Origin of the sequence: Solibacillus sp. FSL H8-0523 (genome assembly GCF_038051985.1) — a bacterium.
In the GTDB taxonomy this organism is placed as follows: Bacteria; Bacillota; Bacilli; order Bacillales_A; family Planococcaceae; genus Solibacillus.
This window is the reverse complement of sequence record NZ_CP150291.1, coordinates 3634956-3653116: the sequence shown is the minus strand read 5'-3', so window position 1 is coordinate 3653116 and position 18161 is coordinate 3634956. Positions and strand designations below refer to the sequence as shown.

At 37.1% G+C, this 18161-nt stretch carries 17 protein-coding genes; 13 read left to right on the top strand and 4 right to left on the bottom strand.

The window, feature by feature from the left end:
- Window positions 1-26 precede the first annotated feature (26 nt).
- Entirely contained in the window at window positions 27-518 is a 492-nt protein-coding gene (locus tag NSQ62_RS18325; RefSeq protein ID WP_341321502.1) for a hypothetical protein, read from the bottom strand.
- Between the two features lie 112 nt (window positions 519-630).
- Here NSQ62_RS18325 and NSQ62_RS18320 point away from each other — a divergent pair, with 112 nt between their 5' ends.
- Window positions 631-2247 (top strand): multicopper oxidase, encoded by a 1617-nt coding sequence (locus NSQ62_RS18320; protein ID WP_341321501.1) that lies wholly within the window; start codon window positions 631-633, stop codon window positions 2245-2247.
- Between the two features lie 117 nt (window positions 2248-2364).
- On the opposite strand, the gene NSQ62_RS18315 is transcribed toward NSQ62_RS18320, so the two are convergent.
- Complete coding sequence (locus NSQ62_RS18315) at window positions 2365-2874, bottom strand: RsiV family protein (RefSeq protein WP_341321500.1); 510 nt, start codon at window positions 2872-2874, stop codon at window positions 2365-2367.
- Between the two features lie 295 nt (window positions 2875-3169).
- Between NSQ62_RS18315 and NSQ62_RS18310 the strand changes: the two genes are divergently transcribed.
- The 4 genes from NSQ62_RS18310 to NSQ62_RS18295 all read left to right on the top strand — a co-directional run bounded on the left by NSQ62_RS18310 (window position 3170) and on the right by NSQ62_RS18295 (window position 6530).
- Window positions 3170-4417: an MFS transporter gene (locus tag NSQ62_RS18310; RefSeq protein ID WP_341323975.1), complete on the top strand. Its 1248-nt coding sequence runs from the start codon at window positions 3170-3172 to the stop codon at window positions 4415-4417.
- A 288-nt stretch (window positions 4418-4705) separates the two neighbouring features.
- Window positions 4706-5071, top strand: a complete 366-nt coding sequence (locus tag NSQ62_RS18305) for a hypothetical protein (protein ID WP_341321499.1) — start codon at window positions 4706-4708, stop codon at window positions 5069-5071.
- Between the two features lie 32 nt (window positions 5072-5103).
- Entirely contained in the window at window positions 5104-6225 is a 1122-nt protein-coding gene (locus NSQ62_RS18300; RefSeq protein WP_341321498.1) for a methyl-accepting chemotaxis protein, read from the top strand.
- Between the two features lie 92 nt (window positions 6226-6317).
- Complete coding sequence (locus NSQ62_RS18295) at window positions 6318-6530, top strand: hypothetical protein (RefSeq protein WP_341321497.1); 213 nt, start codon at window positions 6318-6320, stop codon at window positions 6528-6530.
- A gap of 19 nt (window positions 6531-6549) precedes the next feature.
- On the opposite strand, the gene NSQ62_RS18290 is transcribed toward NSQ62_RS18295, so the two are convergent.
- Window positions 6550-6771 (bottom strand): DUF1540 domain-containing protein, encoded by a 222-nt coding sequence (locus NSQ62_RS18290; protein ID WP_341321496.1) that lies wholly within the window; start codon window positions 6769-6771, stop codon window positions 6550-6552.
- Between the two features lie 247 nt (window positions 6772-7018).
- Here NSQ62_RS18290 and NSQ62_RS18285 point away from each other — a divergent pair, with 247 nt between their 5' ends.
- The 5 genes from NSQ62_RS18285 to NSQ62_RS18265 all read left to right on the top strand — a co-directional run bounded on the left by NSQ62_RS18285 (window position 7019) and on the right by NSQ62_RS18265 (window position 14001).
- On the top strand, window positions 7019-8503 hold the full coding sequence (locus NSQ62_RS18285; protein ID WP_341321495.1) for a long-chain fatty acid--CoA ligase: 1485 nt from the start codon (window positions 7019-7021) through the stop codon (window positions 8501-8503).
- Window positions 8504-8589: 86 nt separating this feature from the next.
- Window positions 8590-10131, top strand: coding sequence for a catalase (locus NSQ62_RS18280; protein ID WP_341321494.1), 1542 nt, complete (start codon window positions 8590-8592; stop codon window positions 10129-10131).
- 90 nt (window positions 10132-10221) lie between these two features.
- Window positions 10222-10728 (top strand): DUF1456 family protein, encoded by a 507-nt coding sequence (locus tag NSQ62_RS18275; protein WP_341321493.1) that lies wholly within the window; start codon window positions 10222-10224, stop codon window positions 10726-10728.
- Between the two features lie 175 nt (window positions 10729-10903).
- Entirely contained in the window at window positions 10904-11800 is an 897-nt protein-coding gene (locus tag NSQ62_RS18270; RefSeq protein ID WP_341321492.1) for a radical SAM/SPASM domain-containing protein, read from the top strand.
- A 452-nt stretch (window positions 11801-12252) separates the two neighbouring features.
- Window positions 12253-14001, top strand: coding sequence for a methyl-accepting chemotaxis protein (locus tag NSQ62_RS18265; RefSeq protein ID WP_341321491.1), 1749 nt, complete (start codon window positions 12253-12255; stop codon window positions 13999-14001).
- 57 nt (window positions 14002-14058) lie between these two features.
- On the opposite strand, the gene NSQ62_RS18260 is transcribed toward NSQ62_RS18265, so the two are convergent.
- On the bottom strand, window positions 14059-14646 hold the full coding sequence (locus NSQ62_RS18260) for a metallophosphoesterase family protein (RefSeq protein WP_341321490.1): 588 nt from the start codon (window positions 14644-14646) through the stop codon (window positions 14059-14061).
- Window positions 14647-14854: 208 nt separating this feature from the next.
- On the opposite strand from NSQ62_RS18260, the gene NSQ62_RS18255 reads away from it, so the two are divergent.
- The 3 genes from NSQ62_RS18255 to NSQ62_RS18245 all read left to right on the top strand — a co-directional run bounded on the left by NSQ62_RS18255 (window position 14855) and on the right by NSQ62_RS18245 (window position 18152).
- Window positions 14855-15694: a MurR/RpiR family transcriptional regulator gene (locus NSQ62_RS18255; RefSeq protein ID WP_341321489.1), complete on the top strand. Its 840-nt coding sequence runs from the start codon at window positions 14855-14857 to the stop codon at window positions 15692-15694.
- Window positions 15695-15757: 63 nt separating this feature from the next.
- A complete protein-coding gene (locus NSQ62_RS18250) occupies window positions 15758-17158 on the top strand; it encodes an extracellular solute-binding protein (protein ID WP_341321488.1) in 1401 nt (466 codons plus the stop codon).
- 100 nt (window positions 17159-17258) lie between these two features.
- Entirely contained in the window at window positions 17259-18152 is an 894-nt protein-coding gene (locus NSQ62_RS18245; RefSeq protein WP_341321487.1) for a sugar ABC transporter permease, read from the top strand.
- Window positions 18153-18161: the final 9 nt, after the last annotated feature.

Below are 18161 nucleotides of genomic sequence, written 5' to 3'. Positions count from 1 at the left end.
CGCCAAAAGGTTAAATAATAATCGGTTTAACATAAAACAATAATTCGATAAGGTGTGGTTTGAGCAGGAATACTTCTTGTAGTAGGTCCATAGTATACAATTAAATCTCGATTTCCTGGATATTCCGTAAAGAGTTGACCGTTTGTTAATAATAGTTGGGTGTTACTAGATAAATTTAATTGTAATTGTCCATCACTACTTACTAGTTGGTTATTAAAATAATCAACTTTTATGTTCTGGTTTAAATTATCTTTTACCATAACAAGCGCCTGGAATTGCGGAGGGTAAATAAGGATGGCAGGTGCATTGCCGTCATAATAGCCTGTCACGTGATCGCCAACCACAAGCATTTCATGGTCAACAATATAAGTTGAAGGTGAAATTACAAAGTTTACGGTTATCCCTAATTCATTTTGTACCGTGAAAAATTTATAACAACCTTTCTTATTGCCATCTTGACCGGAATTGAAATCCGTAATCCCGGTGATAGTTCCATGAAATGAATGAAAATTTGTCATTTAATACCTCCAAAATAAATGTTGTAAACAGCTGGTACGTCCAATTTCAAAATGAACGTCATGAATAAAGGATGAATAAACTAAACAAATAAATTAAAGAAAGGTGTGCATTTTGAAATTTAAAGAGCAGCCTATAAACCCAGCAAATCCTGATACAATCCCAAAGTTTATAGATCAACTAATAAAGCCTCCTACTGCAATCTCAAGAGTAAATAAAAATTATACAGGTACTTATTATGAAATAAAAATGATGAAAGCAAAGCATCAATTTCATAGAAACTTTCCATATTCAGATGTGTGGGGCTATGACGGAATCGTCCCTGGTCCAACAATTGAGGCAAAAAAAGATTACACGACCTATGTGAAATATTTGAACAAACTTCCTGAAAAACATTTTTTACCGATTGATTTCAGTTTGCATGGAGCTTCTAATTCGCCTGAAGTTCGAACAGTAGTTCATTTACATGGGGCAAATGTAGATTCTGCAAGCGATGGACACCCAGAGGCATGGTATACAAAAGACTACGCTGCTACTGGTCCAACGTTTAAGCGTGAAGTGCATGCGTATACGAATCATCAGCCTGGTACGACAATGTGGTATCATGATCATTCGATGGGTCTTACCCGATTAAATGTTTGTGCAGGCTTAGCAGGCTTTTATTTGCTTCGTGATTCCTCTGAGGAAAGACTAAATTTACCAAAGGGGAAATACGAAATTCCGCTTATGATTCAAGATAAAACATTTAATGAAGATGGCTCTATTTTTTACCCAACTGAATTAGATCCACCGTTTCCTCTCCCTGTACCAGACCAACTTCCGTTACCGAATCCATCTATTACATTAGGCTATGTTGGTAATACAATTTTAGTTAATGGAAAATTATGGCCTTTTTTAAATGTCGAGCCTAGAAAATATCGCTTCCGTATACTAAATGGTTCGAACCGTAGAAGTTACGTACTGCGTCTTTCGAATAATGAAAAGATTAATCAAATAGGAACAGATGGCGGGTTTTTATCAGCTACAACTGAGATTAGCACAGTAGAATTAACACCCGCTGAGCGTGTAGATGTGATTATTGATTTCAGTAAATTTGCCAATGAAGAAATTTTGTTAATGAATGATGACGAAGAGTTTTCTGAGGAACATACTAACGTAATTATGAAATTTAAAGTTACATTACCTTTAAAAGGGGAAGATACGAGTCAAATCCCTACACTCTTGCAACCCGAAATGGATTTACACGAGCATCACGCACACACTGTTCGAAATCTGCCATTAACTAGTACGTTAGACCGTTATGGCAGACTCATGCTTCTATTAGGCGATCAAATGTACCATGATCCTGCAACAGAAAAGCCCGCCTTAGATAGTATTGAAGTATGGAATTTAATTAATACTACGCCTGTTCATCATCCTATTCATATCCATCTAGTCCAATTTAAAATTATTGAGCGTCAACCATTTAATGTCGACCTCTATGTAGCTGAAGGTAAATTAGAATTTATAGGGGAGCCAGAAGGACCACGTGAATATGAAAAAGGGTGGAAAGATACTGTAAAGGCGGATATTGGGAAAGTAACAAAAATAATTATGCATTGGAAAGAACATGTTGGTGACTATATATGGCACTGTCACTTTCTTGAGCATGAAGACCATGATATGATGCGCCCAATTCGCGTTATTGAAAATACTCACCCAGTTCAGCCACCACATATGGATGAGCATTAATACTTTGAAAATAAGGAAGCCCAGAAAAATTGAATTTTCATCTGTTACGGGCTTCTTTGTTTGAGTTTGAGGAGTGGAATAAAAGGAGTTGTTATAATCCACGGATAATTATTGGTTTTAATTATTAACAGCCATTCTACCGAGGGGACCGTTTTCATTTATAATTTTTATTAAATCAAAAACAGAAATCGGAAACATCGGTAACCCAACGACATAGGGTGTAATTTCATATAATTGAAAATAAATAACGAGTGCTTTATCCGCAATATAAAAATCTTGATTCGGTTGAATTTCAGTAAACTCATTATTAAGTAATGGGATATCACGCTGCTGAATTTGCTTTTTTACTAGACTAGAAATTAGTTGCACATAGTCACTTCCAGGTGTAAATAAGTCCTCCAAATGACAAATCTGTTTGTTTTCTAAATCAAATGTTAGGGATTTTATATAGGTCATACCATGTGCTGCCTGCTTATGATATGTGTAATTAGAAAGAGATAAGCTTAGCACTTGGCGTTGATTGTTTTTAATCTCATATAGCCCTAGCATTTCCTCTACTGTTGTCGGCATATTTCCAACTTGTAACGAGATAAGTGCCTTTACTTGTTCGATAATAATATGATTCATTTGAGCTTCCCATAAATAATTTTCATAAAAAGTTATTTGAGGATAATACACAATCTGTTTATCCCCTTTACTTATACACCCTGTGTTTATTTGAACGGGACTTATTTGAAGTATATTTTCACATCCCTTTAATTTTAGTTATCCAAAATACACTCATAAAGCCGCTAGCAACTAATATCATACAATCAAACCTGTCTACTGTTATTTATATGTATTAAAAAAATGAATATGAAAATCAGTTTTTGTTGTCAGAAATTAATATATACATATTAAAAATGAATAGGGGTAGAGATTACTGGATAAACAAAATAGCAAGTACAGATGGCTTGTATTTGGCTCTGTATTACTTACCTATTTGTTAATGGCAAGTCAACGAACCGCCCCTGGATTGATTACAGACCAATTGATGAATGATTTTCAGGTAACAGCATCAACGATTGGGTTATTAGCGAGCATTCAATTTTTGGTATACACGAGTCTGCAAATTCCAATGGGCGCATTAGCAGATCGATTTGGTCCGAATACCTTTCTGATTTTTGGCGCTATGCTTACTGGTGTGGGGACGATACTTTATAGTTTGGGCACGCATGAATGGGTGCTGTTTTTTTCTAGAATTCTTACGGGAATTGGCGACGCGACCATCTGGGTGAATATGATGCTCATTTTAGCCAGATGGTTTCATCAAAAAGAATTTGTACGATTAGTTGGATTTGCAGGGATGACAGGGAGTTTAGGTTTCCTAGTAGCAACCGTCCCTTTTTCCGCATGGATCACATTACTTGGTTGGAGAGCTGCATTTTTTTCATTGGGTCTTCTGTTATGCTTTTGCGGCTTACTTCTTTATTTCATACTCGTCAAAAATACAAAACGTTTATTTGCGGATACGCCAATAGTGAATGATGACATACAGCGTGAAAAGACGTTTACGATATTAAAAAGAATCGTTTCAAACAGGCAAGCATGGGCACTATTTTTTTGTCACTTTGGCGTTGTTGGGGGCTATGTAGGATTTATTAGTTCGTGGGCAGTCCCTTATGGCATGAACCAGTATGATATGACACGACTTGAAGCGAGTCAGCTCATTATGATTGGATTGGTTGGTGCGCTAATCGGCGCTCCGTTAATTAGTTGGATAGCAGGCTCGTTAGAAACGATAAAAAAACCATATCTTGTTGTGCAAATCATGGTTTTACTTGGCTGGCTTTCGCTTCTCTTATTTAATGGCCAACCAGCGCTATCCCTACTAATTGTCATTTTCTTTATTATTGGCTTTGGATACGGGGCAAGTGCGTTAACGTTTGCGGGTGTTCGCCAATCCTTTCCGTTAAAAGAATCAGGTATTGTATCAGGCTTCGCAAATACGGGTGGGTTTCTAAGTGCGGTATTGCTACCGGTGATTTTTGGATTTGTATTGGATTACTTTCAGGTGACTTCAGGTCAAATAGAGGAAGGCTATTCTTATGGTTTTATAATCCCTGTTATCTTTTCGGTGATTGGTGTGATTGGTGTGGTGCTGTTTAAGGAACGTGTAAAATTAACTTAGCTAATTTTACGAAAAAAGAACGTATTCTTAGTGGAATACGTTCTTTTTACTGATTTACGACGAATTTGTTAGGATCTATTATCCTTAAAAATTGGAAAGGTGTCGGAAAATTTTAAACCTTATAAATGCTATCATCTACAATTATTTAATCTAAAATGCCTAATAATTGTTTTTTATATATAAAGAAAAAAGTACTAAGTTCGACAAAATATAACAAACTATTTATACTATTAAGATGTATATGTTTGATAATAAAATACTAAAAATGAAAAGTAAAGGAGTTTACAAATGATTGTTGTTGATAAACAAAAATACAATATGGGCATTTATGAAGCAAAACAGGAAGTGCATGTACAAATTCATGGCTTTTTAAAACCAGATATAGTTGAGGAGTATATCGCTGACTTACAAGAGACGATAAAAAAAGTTTCCAAAAATAATTATACGTTTGTTGTAGACGCTACCTATCAATCACCATTACCAACGAAGGTTGCTGCAGAGCTAGGAGAAACACTAATGTTTTATGCATCATTAGGTTTCAAAGACATTGTCATTGTTAATCCTAAATCAAAAATATCTATGGTGCAGGTGCGTAATGCGCTAGGTCGTGTGAAGTTTCCTGGAACAGTTATAGATCGCTTATCCGAACGTTAAGTTAAAAATAGATACATAAGGAGAAATTGAACGTGAATACAATATTGTTAGTAAGTTTTGTTATTATTTTAATAATCGCTATTTATTTTGCAGTACGCTATTTTTCGCTGAAACGTCATTATCGGTATGATCAACAAATTATTAATGAGATGAAATCATTAGTAGCCAATGAACCGATACAAAAGCTTCCGGGGCATACAGAGAACCAAATGATCTTCAATGAATTTCTAAAAGTAACAGATGGCGTGAAAGAGGGCTTTAGTTCATTTGTTGCGAACATTAATGAAAAAGGCAACATACTAGAGGAACACGGTGAATATGCAGCCGAAAAAGCTGATATCGTTCGAGCTGCAATCGACGAAGTAGGGCGCGGTCTAAAAAAACAACTTATTGCTACAGAAGAAAGTTCCGTATCGATTGAAGATATGGCTCAGGCAATTGAAGATTTATCGATTCGTGCCAACGAAATTTCAGAGCAATCAAATACAACGTTACAATTAACGGAGCAAGGTAATGGCAAGCTAAAAGATTCGATGGAGAAAATGGGGCAATTTAATCAAACAATTAGCACAACCTTTGAAGCGATTAAGATTCTTGGAGATCGTTCACAAGAAATTGGGAAAATTGTTCAGGTTATTACAGGGATTTCTGATCAAATTAATTTATTGGCGTTAAACGCAGCGATTGAAGCAGCACGTGCAGGTGAGCATGGTAAAGGGTTCGCAGTTGTAGCGGATGAAGTGCGAAAATTAGCTGAGCAATCAGGCCAATCGTCAGCAGAAGTTTCAAATATCGTTAAAAATATTCAGTCAGAAACAAATCATGTTGTAACCTCAATGAAACAAGGGATGGGGCAGTTCGCTGAAACAAATACGACAATTAATGAAATCGGTACAATGTTTGAACGTATCGTAGATATTACAAAAGTAATTGCAGATAATAACACCAATTCTTCAGCAAGTGCGGAAGAATTATCATCGGGCTCTCAGCAAATTAAAGTGGCGATGAACGAGATTTCATTTATCTCAAAAGAGTCTGTTGAAATGTTTGAAGAGCTTGTTGAAATTAGTGATGATGAATTACAAACAATGGAAAAGTTATTGCAAGAAGTAAAGCAAATGGTTGAATTGAATCAAACAGTTGAAGCAAAATAAAGATGAATATAAAAGAGATGCTGAGAATTTCTCAGCATCTCTTTTTACATAATGTGCACCTCAATACACAAACTATTTACAGGAGGTGCGTAATGAAGCAATATCAAAAAGTAAAACTCGTACATGACACGCTGGGCTTTTCAATTCCTGATGCGAAAGCATTGATTGAAAAAGCGCGAGAAGTCCACACAGTGGATGAAATTCCTTTAGAGCCATTACGTGAAAATGCTTCGGTTGATAGCAATGATTTCGTGCTTAACCAAATTCCAGACATCATTCATTTAGATCGCAATGGCCCACGTTAGGTGATAAAAAAACGAAGGCTTATGCCTTCGTTTTTTTATCCTTTTTTGAAATAAACGTTTTACAACAAGTGTCCATTGAATGCGCGGCTTCTTTTTTAATACGTGCATCAAAGTCAGCTGAAAATTCAGTAGCCATCTCTTTCGAATTTGTATTAATTTCAATTTTCTCCGCTCCACAAATATCATCAACTTTGTGGAAAAAGCAATTTTCAACCGTACATTTTACCTCAATAATTGGCATTCAAATCCCCGCTTTCGAATAATTTTCTTAAAAAGAAGTGTCTAGGCATTCGCGCCAGCTGCTCGAGGCGCTTCGAAAGTCTCTACGCGTAAAGGGCGCGAATGCGCTTTTCTTAAATAGTTTGTCCAAAAGGGATTTGTTTTAACAGAATGAAAATAATCATTAAATAGAAAATATTGCATTAAAGCACTGAATATTGATAAAATTTAGAAAATATAGTTCGGAATGTGAAAAGGGGGATTTTTAGATGACAGTTTTACAGGTATTACTTGAGCAAGCGCAGGCAACACCGAATGCAGAGGCAATTATTTTTGAAAATGAAGTATGGACATACAAAGAGCTTGTAGATAAAGCACAAAAGATTGCCCAGTTTCTTGTAGAAAAAGGCTTTGAAAAAGATGATATTGTCGCGCAGTTTACATTAAATTCAAATTTATTTATGGCCATTTATTACGGTGTGCAACTTGCAGGATTAACGGTCATGCCTGTAAATACAAAGTTAGCTCCTCCTGAAATTGATTTTATATTTAGGCACTCAGAGGCGAAAGTGTTAATTTTTGATGAAAAATTACAAGCTACCGTTGATGCAACTACATATACGTTTGAGCATGTACTTTCACTCACTGAAATTGAGGCAATCCTACAAGAGGAGAGCATTCCAACATTGCCGCAGCTAGATAATGAGGATACAGCAGTTGTTATGTATACATCGGGTACAACAGGAAAACCAAAAGGGGTCATGCTCAGTCATCGCAATATTTTAGAAACCGCACAAATTTGGTCGGATTCGATGAATATGAATGAAAAGGATCGTATGTTTATTTGTACTCCGCTATTTCACTGTGCAGGGAGCCATGTATTTGCGGTACCTACCATCTTAAAAGGGGGCACAGTTATTGTTGAAGAAGCCTTTTCACCAGAGCAAACACTAAAAAAAATAGTAGAAACAAAGGCTACAATTTTCTTTGGTGTACCGGCGATGTATACAATTTTACTAAATAAGCCGGAGTTGTCTACGTACAATTTTGAGCAATTACGCCTGTTCTGTTACGGGGCGGCACCAATGCCGTATGAGCTGGTAAAGCGTTTAAAAGATGCATTCCCAAATGTAAATGTGCAAAATTTATATGGGCAAACAGAAAATTCACCTGCTGCAACTTCGCTACTCGATGATGCAGCGCTTATTAAAATTGGTTCAGTAGGGAAGCCATTAGCGCGAACAGAAATTCAGTTGCTTGATCCGAATGGTGAAGTTGTACCGCTTGGCGAAGTAGGAGAAATTTGCGTGAAAGGGCCGCAAGTGATGAAGGGGTATTTACGTGCGCCAGAAGAAACCGCGCATACAATTCGTAATGGCTGGCTGTACTCAGGAGATTTAGGTCGGTTTGATGAAGAAGGTTACTTATATATTGTCGATCGTAAAAAGGACATGATTATTCGAGGTGGGGAAAATATTTACCCGATAGAAGTAGAAGAAGTACTTTATCAGATGCCACAAGTGTTAGAAGCGGCGATTGTTGGTGTCCCGCACGAAGTGTACGGTGAAGTACCAAAAGCCTTTGTCGTTGTAAAAGACAGCGAGCAATTAACTGAAAAACAGGTCCTTGATTATTGTTTAACGCAGCTAGCGAAATATAAAGTGCCGTATGAAGTGGACTTTTTAGAGCAACTACCGCGTAATGCATCAGGGAAGGTATTGAAGCATACACTGCGTCCACAGCAAACCATATAAATGATGGAGCCCTGATGCAAATCAGGGCTACTTTTAATGAATAAAAACCGTCTGATTTACCAATCATTAGGGAAAGGAGTGATTAAATGGAAGAAAACACATTAACAAACAGACAAGGGCACCCGATAACGAACAATCAACAAATTCGTTCTGTTGGCAAGCGTGGGCCTGCAACACTTGAAAACTATGATTTTATTGAAAAAATAAGCCATTTTGACCGCGAACGTATACCTGAACGCGTGGTACATGCAAGAGGCGCTGGGGCGCACGGTTATTTTGAAGCGTACGGGACAGTTGGTGACAAGTCAATTGCTGACTATACGCGTGCCAAACTATTTCAGAAGAAGGGCAAGAAAACGCCCGTATTTGTTCGTTTTTCAAGCGTTATTCATGGTGGGCATTCACCAGAAACATTGCGTGATCCACGTGGATTTGCCGTGAAATTTTATACCGAGGAAGGCAATTGGGATTTAGTCGGCAATAATTTAAAAATTTTCTTTATCCGCGATGCGATGAAGTTTCCTGATATGATTCATGCCTTCAAGCCAGATCCAGTAACCAATATTCAAGATGCCGAGCGCTTTTTTGACTTTTGTGCGGCCTCACCAGAAAGCTTTCATATGGTAACGCTCATTTATTCGCCGTGGGGGATTCCCGCAAATTACCGCATGATGCAAGGCTCTGGTGTGAACACGTACAAATGGGTGAATGAAGCGGGTAAGGCGGTGCTCATTAAATACCACTGGGAGCCAAAGCAAGGGATTCGTAATTTAACACAGCAGCAAGCACAAGACATTCAAGGGAAAAACTTTAATCATGCGACACAAGATTTATTTGATGCAATTGAGGAGGGCGATTACCCGGAATGGGAGCTATTTGTGCAAATGATGGAGGACGGCGAGCATCCAGAGCTTGATTTTGACCCGCTTGATGATACGAAGTTGTGGCCAGAAGATAAGTTTCCATGGCTTGCGGTTGGTAAAATGACGCTCAATAAAAATCCAGACGATTATTTTACTGAAGTTGAACAAGTAGCATTTGGTACGGGCGTCTTAGTAGACGGACTTGATTTTTCTGATGATAAAATGCTGCAGGGGCGTACATTTAGCTATTCCGATACGCAGCGTTACCGAGTGGGTGCGAACTATTTGCAACTACCGATTAATGCACCGAAAAAGCAAGTTGCCACAAATCAACGTGGTGGACAAATGCAACTAAAAGTAGACGGACATGAAAATCCGCATATCAATTACGAGCCTTCATTATTAGGCGGCTTAAAAGAGGCAAAGCAAACGGGAAAAGAGTATACACCGTTTATTGAAGGGAATTTAGTACGCGCCCCACTTGACCGTACAAATGATACGAAGCAGGCTGGTGAATCGTATCGTAAATTTGAGAAATGGGAGCAAGATGACCTCATTTTAAATTTAACGACTGATTTAGCGAAATGCGCCCCAGCCATTCAAGAAACGATGATTCGTTACGCAGAACAAGCAGATGAGGAATATGGTCGCAGGTTACGTGAAAACTTACAACATACAAAAAGCACAGGTCCGCTTGGTAACGCAGATAGTGATGAGGCTGTCGAGCAAGCGATCAATGAAAGTCAAGAAACCGACCGATTATAGGGTATTGCTGTACACGTGAGTAATCGAACTAACATTGAAAGCGAAACCTCTGTTATAATAGCCTTTAGCAAAACATTGATGGAGGCTATAATGGATAATAACGATATTTTAATCCGCGTGCGCTATGCACTTGATTTGAAAAATAGAGAAATGGTTGAAATTTTTAAACTAGGTGGCGAAAATGTTTCACCTGAGGAAATGCCAAAAATTTTAACGAAATCGATCGAAAAAGATGAAGAAATACCAGCTGATTATGATCAAATTAAATTGAATGGTAAAAAGCTTGAAGCATTCTTCAACGGTTTAATTACATTTAAACGTGGACCAATGCCGAAAAAAGAAGGCCAAGCTGCACCCGTGCAGGAAAAGCCAGATCATGTGAACAACATGGTACTAAAAAAATTAAAAGTCGCTTGTCAGTTAACGACAGAGCAAATGCTAGATGTGTTAGATGACGGCGGAATCGCAGTTTCAAAAGGTGAGTTAGGCGCAATTATGCGTAAGCCAGGCCACCGTAACTACAAAGAGTGTGGCGATAACTTTACACGTAAGTTTTTAAAAGGCTTATCTATTCGTTATCGTGGAGAAAGAGGATAATTGAAAGTGTACGAAGGGGGAACCTTTCGTACACTTTTTTTAATTGTTAATATGGTGATGAACCAAAAACATTAGGATGTTAATTGTGAAAACCATTGCTCCTGCTTCTTATTCAAAAGCAGATTTATGTTACAATAAAAAGTATTGTCTATTGAAAAGGAATGGTGAACGACCGTTGAAAACATTTAAAAAAGTTTATATCGAAATTACGAGCGTTTGCAATTTAGCATGTAGCTTTTGCCCGCCAACAGAGCGCGCAAAAGGTTTAATAAAAGTCGAACAATTTGCCAATATTTTAGATGAAATTAGTGGCTACACAAAATACATTTATTTACATGTTAAAGGCGAACCGCTGTTACACCCACGTATTGGGCAACTGTTAGATGTTGCGCACGATAAAGGGTTTAAAGTGAATATTACAACGAATGGTACTCTGATTAAAAAGAACCGAGATAAGTTGTTAGGAAAGCCAGCATTACGTCAAATCAATTTTTCACTGCACAGCTTTGATGGGCATGAAGGTTCAGAAAATCGTGAAAAATATTTAGGTGATATTTTAGATTTTGTCCGTGATGTACGTGAGCATAATGTGATTATTTCTTATCGCCTATGGAATCTTCAACGTAATAATATTTCGGAAGTAGCAAATCGCCGCAACCGTGAAACATTAGATATTCTTGAAAAGGAATACGATTTAGATTACGAAATTCAAGAACGTGTTGAGATGGGGAAGGGCGTGAAAATTGCGAAAAATATTTACCTTAATCAAGACCATGAATTCCGTTGGCCAAGCCTACTTGAAAAAGCAGATGAAGGTAAGGGCTTCTGCCACGCACTTCGTACACATGCTGCTATTTTAGTAGATGGCTCAGTTGTTCCTTGTTGTTTAGATGGAGAAGGTGTCATTAATTTAGGAAATGTTCATGAGCAAAAATTTGGGGACATAATTGGTAGCGAGCGTGCACAAAACTTAGTTGATGGTTTCTCTCGTCGTGAGGCCGTGGAAGAACTGTGTAAAAAATGTGGATTCCGTCAAAAATTCGGCATGGACTCGGAACTTCCAGATATTTAATATTAAGAAAAGTTTTAGACGATTATACTACTAAAACCAAGAGTGTAGTATGATAAAAGTAATTTTTAAAGTAATTTTAACTTAGTTCAGCAGAAATCTTCTACTTCTAAAAGTGGGGGATGAATGCCAAGTATATTTTAATTCAATTGGGATTCAAACCCCAGCTGAATAGAGGAACTTAGGCTAAGAACGACGCGCCGTATGGCAATGCCTAAGTGACCAATCATGTTGGCCAAAGCCCTCGGCGGACGTCACAGATTTTTAAAGCAGCTTTAAAGAGGAAGTCAGCCTAAAAGCGTCACGTCATGTGACAACGGCTGACTGACCTACATCATGTGGGCCTACACTCGAAAAAAATCTGGACGCAATTACGCCGAGGCATAATTGATTTTGGGTTAATTTTTCCGTAATAAATTCACTTGAAAATTCAGGGGTAATGAGGGGATAAATTTATGTTTGGTAAAAGTAAAATTGATAACTATGAGTATTTTGGTGAGGTTTCACAGTCAGATATTCAAGCAAATGAGCGATTCAAAGAAAAACTAGACTTTTTAGCATTAAGTACTGTTCGTCGACAATCGGTTTCACTATTAAATCAAATCTATACAGATAACCGTAATGATATTTTAGATAATTTCTATACGCGTTTATTATCCATTCCAGAATTCAAAAAAATTATTGTTGATAACTCAAGTGTAGAACGTTTAAAAGTGACATTTGATCGTCATTTCTCAAGTCTTTTCCAAGATGAGCTTAACATTGAGTATGTATTTAAACGTCGTCGCATTGCCTACACACATGCGCGTATTGGCGTATTACCAAACTGGATGATTTCTGCTTATACATTGATCAATCAGTTGATTATTCCCTTAATTGCCAAGCATTGTGGGCGCGACTACAAAAAGTTATTAGATACATTACTTGCATACGACAGCTTAGTAACGTTAGATTTACAAATTATCGTAGAAACGTATATTGAAATTCAAGGTGGTTCAGTTGTAAATGGCCTTGGAGAAATCATTAAATACAATACGCAGCTCGATCAAATTAAAGAGCTGATTCAGTTCCAAGAAGTGCAACATAACGATGTGAAGTTAGCGAGTGATTTAATGCTTGAGCTTGATTCAAGTATTGAAGAAATCGCTGCGTCAGTAGGCGATATTTCAACGCATACACAAGCATCGTTAACGGAATTAAATAATGACTTAACGTCATTACAACAAGTATCAACGATTTTACAAAATACAGACGATGGGCAACAAGCAGTACGCCAAAATGTAGCAGATTTAGTAGACCGTGTACATAGTGTATCGAAAGTAATGGAGCTAATTCAAGGCATTGCAGACCAAACAAACTTACTTGCATTAAATGCATCAATTGAAGCGGCGCGTGCAGGTGAAGCGGGTAAAGGCTTCGCTGTTGTAGCAGAAGAGGTTCGTAAATTAGCGGATGATACGAAGCGTTCGGTACAATTAATCGATTCAGATATTAAAGAGCTATTACATATCACGGAAAATATCGATAACTTAACAAAGCAATCTACAGAAGAGTTACACGTAGGAGTATCGGATGTCATTCAAATTACGAAGACATTGTCTGAACTAAACACAACCTTACAAACACAGGGTGCACGCTTTGAAGAAATTGCTTCTACAACGCGTCATCAGGCGGAATCGGCTTCTGAGATTTCTGAGCGTAACCGCAGCATGACAGAAAGCACAATTCGTAGCCAAGAAATCGCATTTGATACAGGTTCAGCAATCTACACATTAAGTAAAATGATTGACGGATACCGTTCAGAAACGATTTCGAAGAACTTCATTATTTCTCAAGAGGATATTATTGAAGTCGCGATTACCGACCATTTGTTATGGCGCTGGAAAATCTACAACTTATTATTAGGCTTCGAGGAAATCTCAAGCTTAAATTTAGATGCGCCGCGTGATTCAAACTTAGGACAGTGGTATTACGGGAAGGGCCGCGAGCTACTGAGCGAGGAAAAAGATTACCGAGAACTAGAAGCACCGTTTTTAAAAGTATATGACATTGCAAAAAAGGCAGTAAATGCACATACAGCAGGCGAAAAAGCTTTAGCAGAAAAGCATTTAGAAGATTTAACGGAAACTTCTAAAATTGTAATTGAGAAGCTACAACATTTACAAGAAATTTTAGTCAACTCAAAAGCAAAATTCTTAAAATAATAGATAACGCGAGTAACTAAGGTCTAATTAAACCTTCATTGCTCGCGTTTTTTTAGTTTAATTTTTTTGCTCAGGTGCTTGTAAAAATGTGACCGTCATGGCGTCGCTATCATAGAGGCACCACTCTTTGTTATCGACAACTGCACCCACATTGATTTGATATGGATTACGCCCAATCGCAAGCGGGATATTATAAGGTACTGGCTGACGCTGACCGTTAATATAAATCGCAGCTTTATGGCTGTGCCCAAAAAATAGAAGGGGTGTTTTAATCGCTGGAAATGTCGGGTTATAGGTCTTGTCCCATTCAATTTGGTGCCCGTGAATGAGCGTAGCATGTTCGATTTCGCGACGCTCTTCATATTGTAAAAAACGATAATCGCCTGTAACAAGCGCTATTCGCTCTTCCTGGTTTCCGATAATAGAAGGGAATGTTAACAGGTTCATGAATTTTTCTTCAATAATGGCTGCATCCTTTAATTTAGCATTACGAATACTCTTCGCTTTCTTTTTGCCAATCGTACATTCAAATAAATCCCCTAAGCCAATAATTTCAGCATTTGGCGCAACTTGCTCGATGTGCTGTAAAACCTTTTTTGTGTTTTTGTAATGTGAATGTAAGTCACTAACGATTGCGTACTGCAAAATTCCACCACCATTTAAATGAATTTCAACAATATTATAGCAATAGTCAATTCATCAATAAATAAATCATTTATAACGTTTAATTTTCGGATAATTCAGATAAAAACTTGACTGTCGGTATATAAAAGTTTTATTATGTAGTTAAATTTCATATATTTAGTACAAAACGAGAAGTTTTACGACATTTGTTAGAAAGTAGGTTATAGACTTGGAAAACGGGATTGAAAGAATACGATCGGGGATTGAGTTGTTAAAACCTGCTGAGAAGAATGTAGCTTTATATATTTTACAACATTTAGAGGATGTAATTCGTATGCCAATTGCGGTACTTGCAGAAAGGGCTAAAACAAGTGAAGCAACGATTATACGGATGTGTAGAGCTTTGAACTTTTCTGGCTTTAAAGATTTAAAGCTAAGTATTGCAACCGCATCTACTATTACAGTTCAGAAAAGCTATAATTTTGAATTAAAAAAGGATTCAACAATATTACAAATGGTTCAAACAATTGAAACGCATAATATCGAGGCAATCCAAAGAACATTAATGATTAACGATGAGAGAGAATTAGAAAAAATTATGCATCAAATGAATAATGCAAAAAAGATCATTTTTATTGGAATCGGCGCTTCAGCAATAGTAGCACAGGATTTTGAGCATAAACTAAAGCGAATAAATAAAAATTGCGAAACTATTTTTGATAGTCATGGCCAACTTATTGCTGCCACACATTTAACAAGTGAAGATGTTCTATTTGCAATTTCATATTCAGGTGAAACGAAAGAAATTATTAATGCACTTTCAGTAGCTAAACAGAATAAGGCAACGATTATTACGATGACACAAAATAAACGAAATACAGTGCAAAGCTTAGGACATTACGCACTGTACATCGTTTCTTATGAAGCAGATATTAGGAGTTCGGCCACTTCCTCTCGCATTGCGCAGTTAACGCTAATTGATATTTTATATACAGGCATCGCAACGCTAGATTACGATAAATCGGTAGTCGCATTAAATAGAACGCTAGAGGTAATTAACAGTTTTTAATAGTAGTCTTGGTGATAGCTATATTCATATAGTTAACATAATTAAAATAAAGGGGTGTTTTGCATGTTTTTTAAAAAGGGCAGAAAGCAAAATTGGTTTTTAGTAGCATTAATGGGGTTAATGCTATTACTTGTTGCTTGTAATGAAGAAGAATCAAGTAGTAATACAGATGGGGATAGCGGCAAAGAACAATCTACAACGCCATCGGATAATACTGCTACAGAAAATACAGGAGATGGTTTGTCCGGCACACTCGAAATCCAATACTTTGTTGGAGGATACGGTGATGAATGGTGGAAGCAGGTCATTGGTGATTTTAAAAACCAACATCCTGATTTAGAAATTGTCGAACATGCTGGTCCAAATATCAATACAGAAATGAACACACGTTGGATTTCAAACACACCACCTGATTTAGTCTATATCGATGGTGCAGGAGCAAGTGAAACACAAATGATTGCGGAAGGGCAATTAATGGATATTAGTGAATTTGCCAAATCAATTAAACTTGAGGATGGTACAGCGCTATTAGATAGCTTCATCTCACCAGCAGAAGAAATCGATGGTGGGAAAATTTATAGTTTGCCATTAGTATTCGATACATGGGGAACATGGTATGACAATAAGTGGTTTACAGAAAATGGTTGGGAAGTTCCGACAGACTTCGATAGCTGGTTAAGTTCAATGGAAAAAATTAAAGCTGATGCGAACATTGCACCGTTTATTACAACTGGACAACATGCACAGTATTTCGAGCGTGGTGTGTTAAATCCAGCGTTTGCTGCAGCTGGTGGGGAAGAATTATTAAATGATTTAAATAATGGTGTAGTAGAGGCTTGGAAAAAGCCAGAAACACTTGAAGTATTCAAAAAGGTAGAAAAATTAGCACAGGCACAAGTCGTGGATAGTGGCTTTGCAGCTTACAATCATACACAATCACAAATGAACTTCCTAATGCATAAAAATGCGTACATTCCGGTAGGGTTCTGGTTACCGAATGAAATGAAAAATGATACGCCAGATACGTTTGAATTTGGCTTCACGCCAACACCGATGAATGACCCTGGTGAGCCATTAACGCTTGTACCAGATATTCGTACAATTGCGATTGCTGAAAAAGCGAAAAACCCAGAGGCAGCGAAGGCATTTTTAGAGTTTATCTTTACAGAAGAATATGCACAGGCATTTGCAGCTTCAACAGGTGCGATTATGAACATGAAAAATGTTGATTTGTCAGCAACTACAAACGTACCAGATTTCTTAAAGGGTGTTAATGACATGATCAATAACCCTGACGCTGTTCAAATGTATAAACGCCATACACCAAACGCTGAAGAACAAAAAATTGCAGTTGAAATTACAACTGAAATCAAATTATTAATTATCGATATTTTAATGGGAGATATTACTGCTCAAGAATTTGTAGACAAAATGGTGAAAAAATCAGAGGAATTAAGAAAATAATAGGTTCGTCACAAAGAACATGATGTGACAATAAAGAAATAAGGTTGCTAAAAGCTTTTTAGCAACCTTATTTAATAAAGAGAGAAAGGAGAAATGTACGATGGCCTTTTCTTCTAAAAGTAAATATTTATTTTTAGCATTTTGTTTACTACCAACGTTTCTTTTATTTTTAATTTTTACAATCTATCCCATGCTAGGGGGCTTGTATTACTCATTTTTTGATTGGTCTGGAACGAGTGCAAACAAAACATTTATTGGTTTAGATAACTATATTCGTTTATGGAATGATTCGATTATAAAAAAAGCAATAATCAATGACTTTTTCTTCGTATTTGTGAAAGTCATTGGAATTATGACGCTTGCATTATTTTTTGCAGTAGCTTTAACACAGCTTCGTATTAAAGAGGCGCCATTTTATCGAATCGTATTTTTCTTTCCAAATATTATGTCGGTCGTAGTTATCGGTATTTTATGGCAGTTCATTTACGATCCAAATATGGGAATCGTCAATAGTTTATTAAATCAAGTTGGTTTAACGGAATGGGCACGTCCATGGTTAGGCGATAAAACATGGGTGTTACCAAGTATTGCGATACCTGCAATTTGGGCAGGGATTGGCTTATTTATGTTACTTATTATGGGGGGGATTTCGAATGTGCCAAAAAGCTTATATGAAGCTGCTGAAATTGATGGTGCATCGGAGTGGCAACAGTTTTGGAATATTACAGTTCCTTTAGTCTGGCCACAAATAAAAACCTCTATTCTTTATATTATCATTACATCACTTAATGGTTCATTTGTGCTTGTGCAAGTAATGACCGGCGGTGGACCGGGAAGTTCTTCGGAAGTGATGGGCTCGTATTTATACCAGCGTGCTTTTGAAGATTTTCAATTTGGTTATGGTGCAGCGATTGGTGTGTTGATTTTAGTTGTATCGCTCGTTACCGTTTTAATTTCACAATTCATTTTGAAAAAAGAAAAAGTCGAATATTAACGGGGGAGA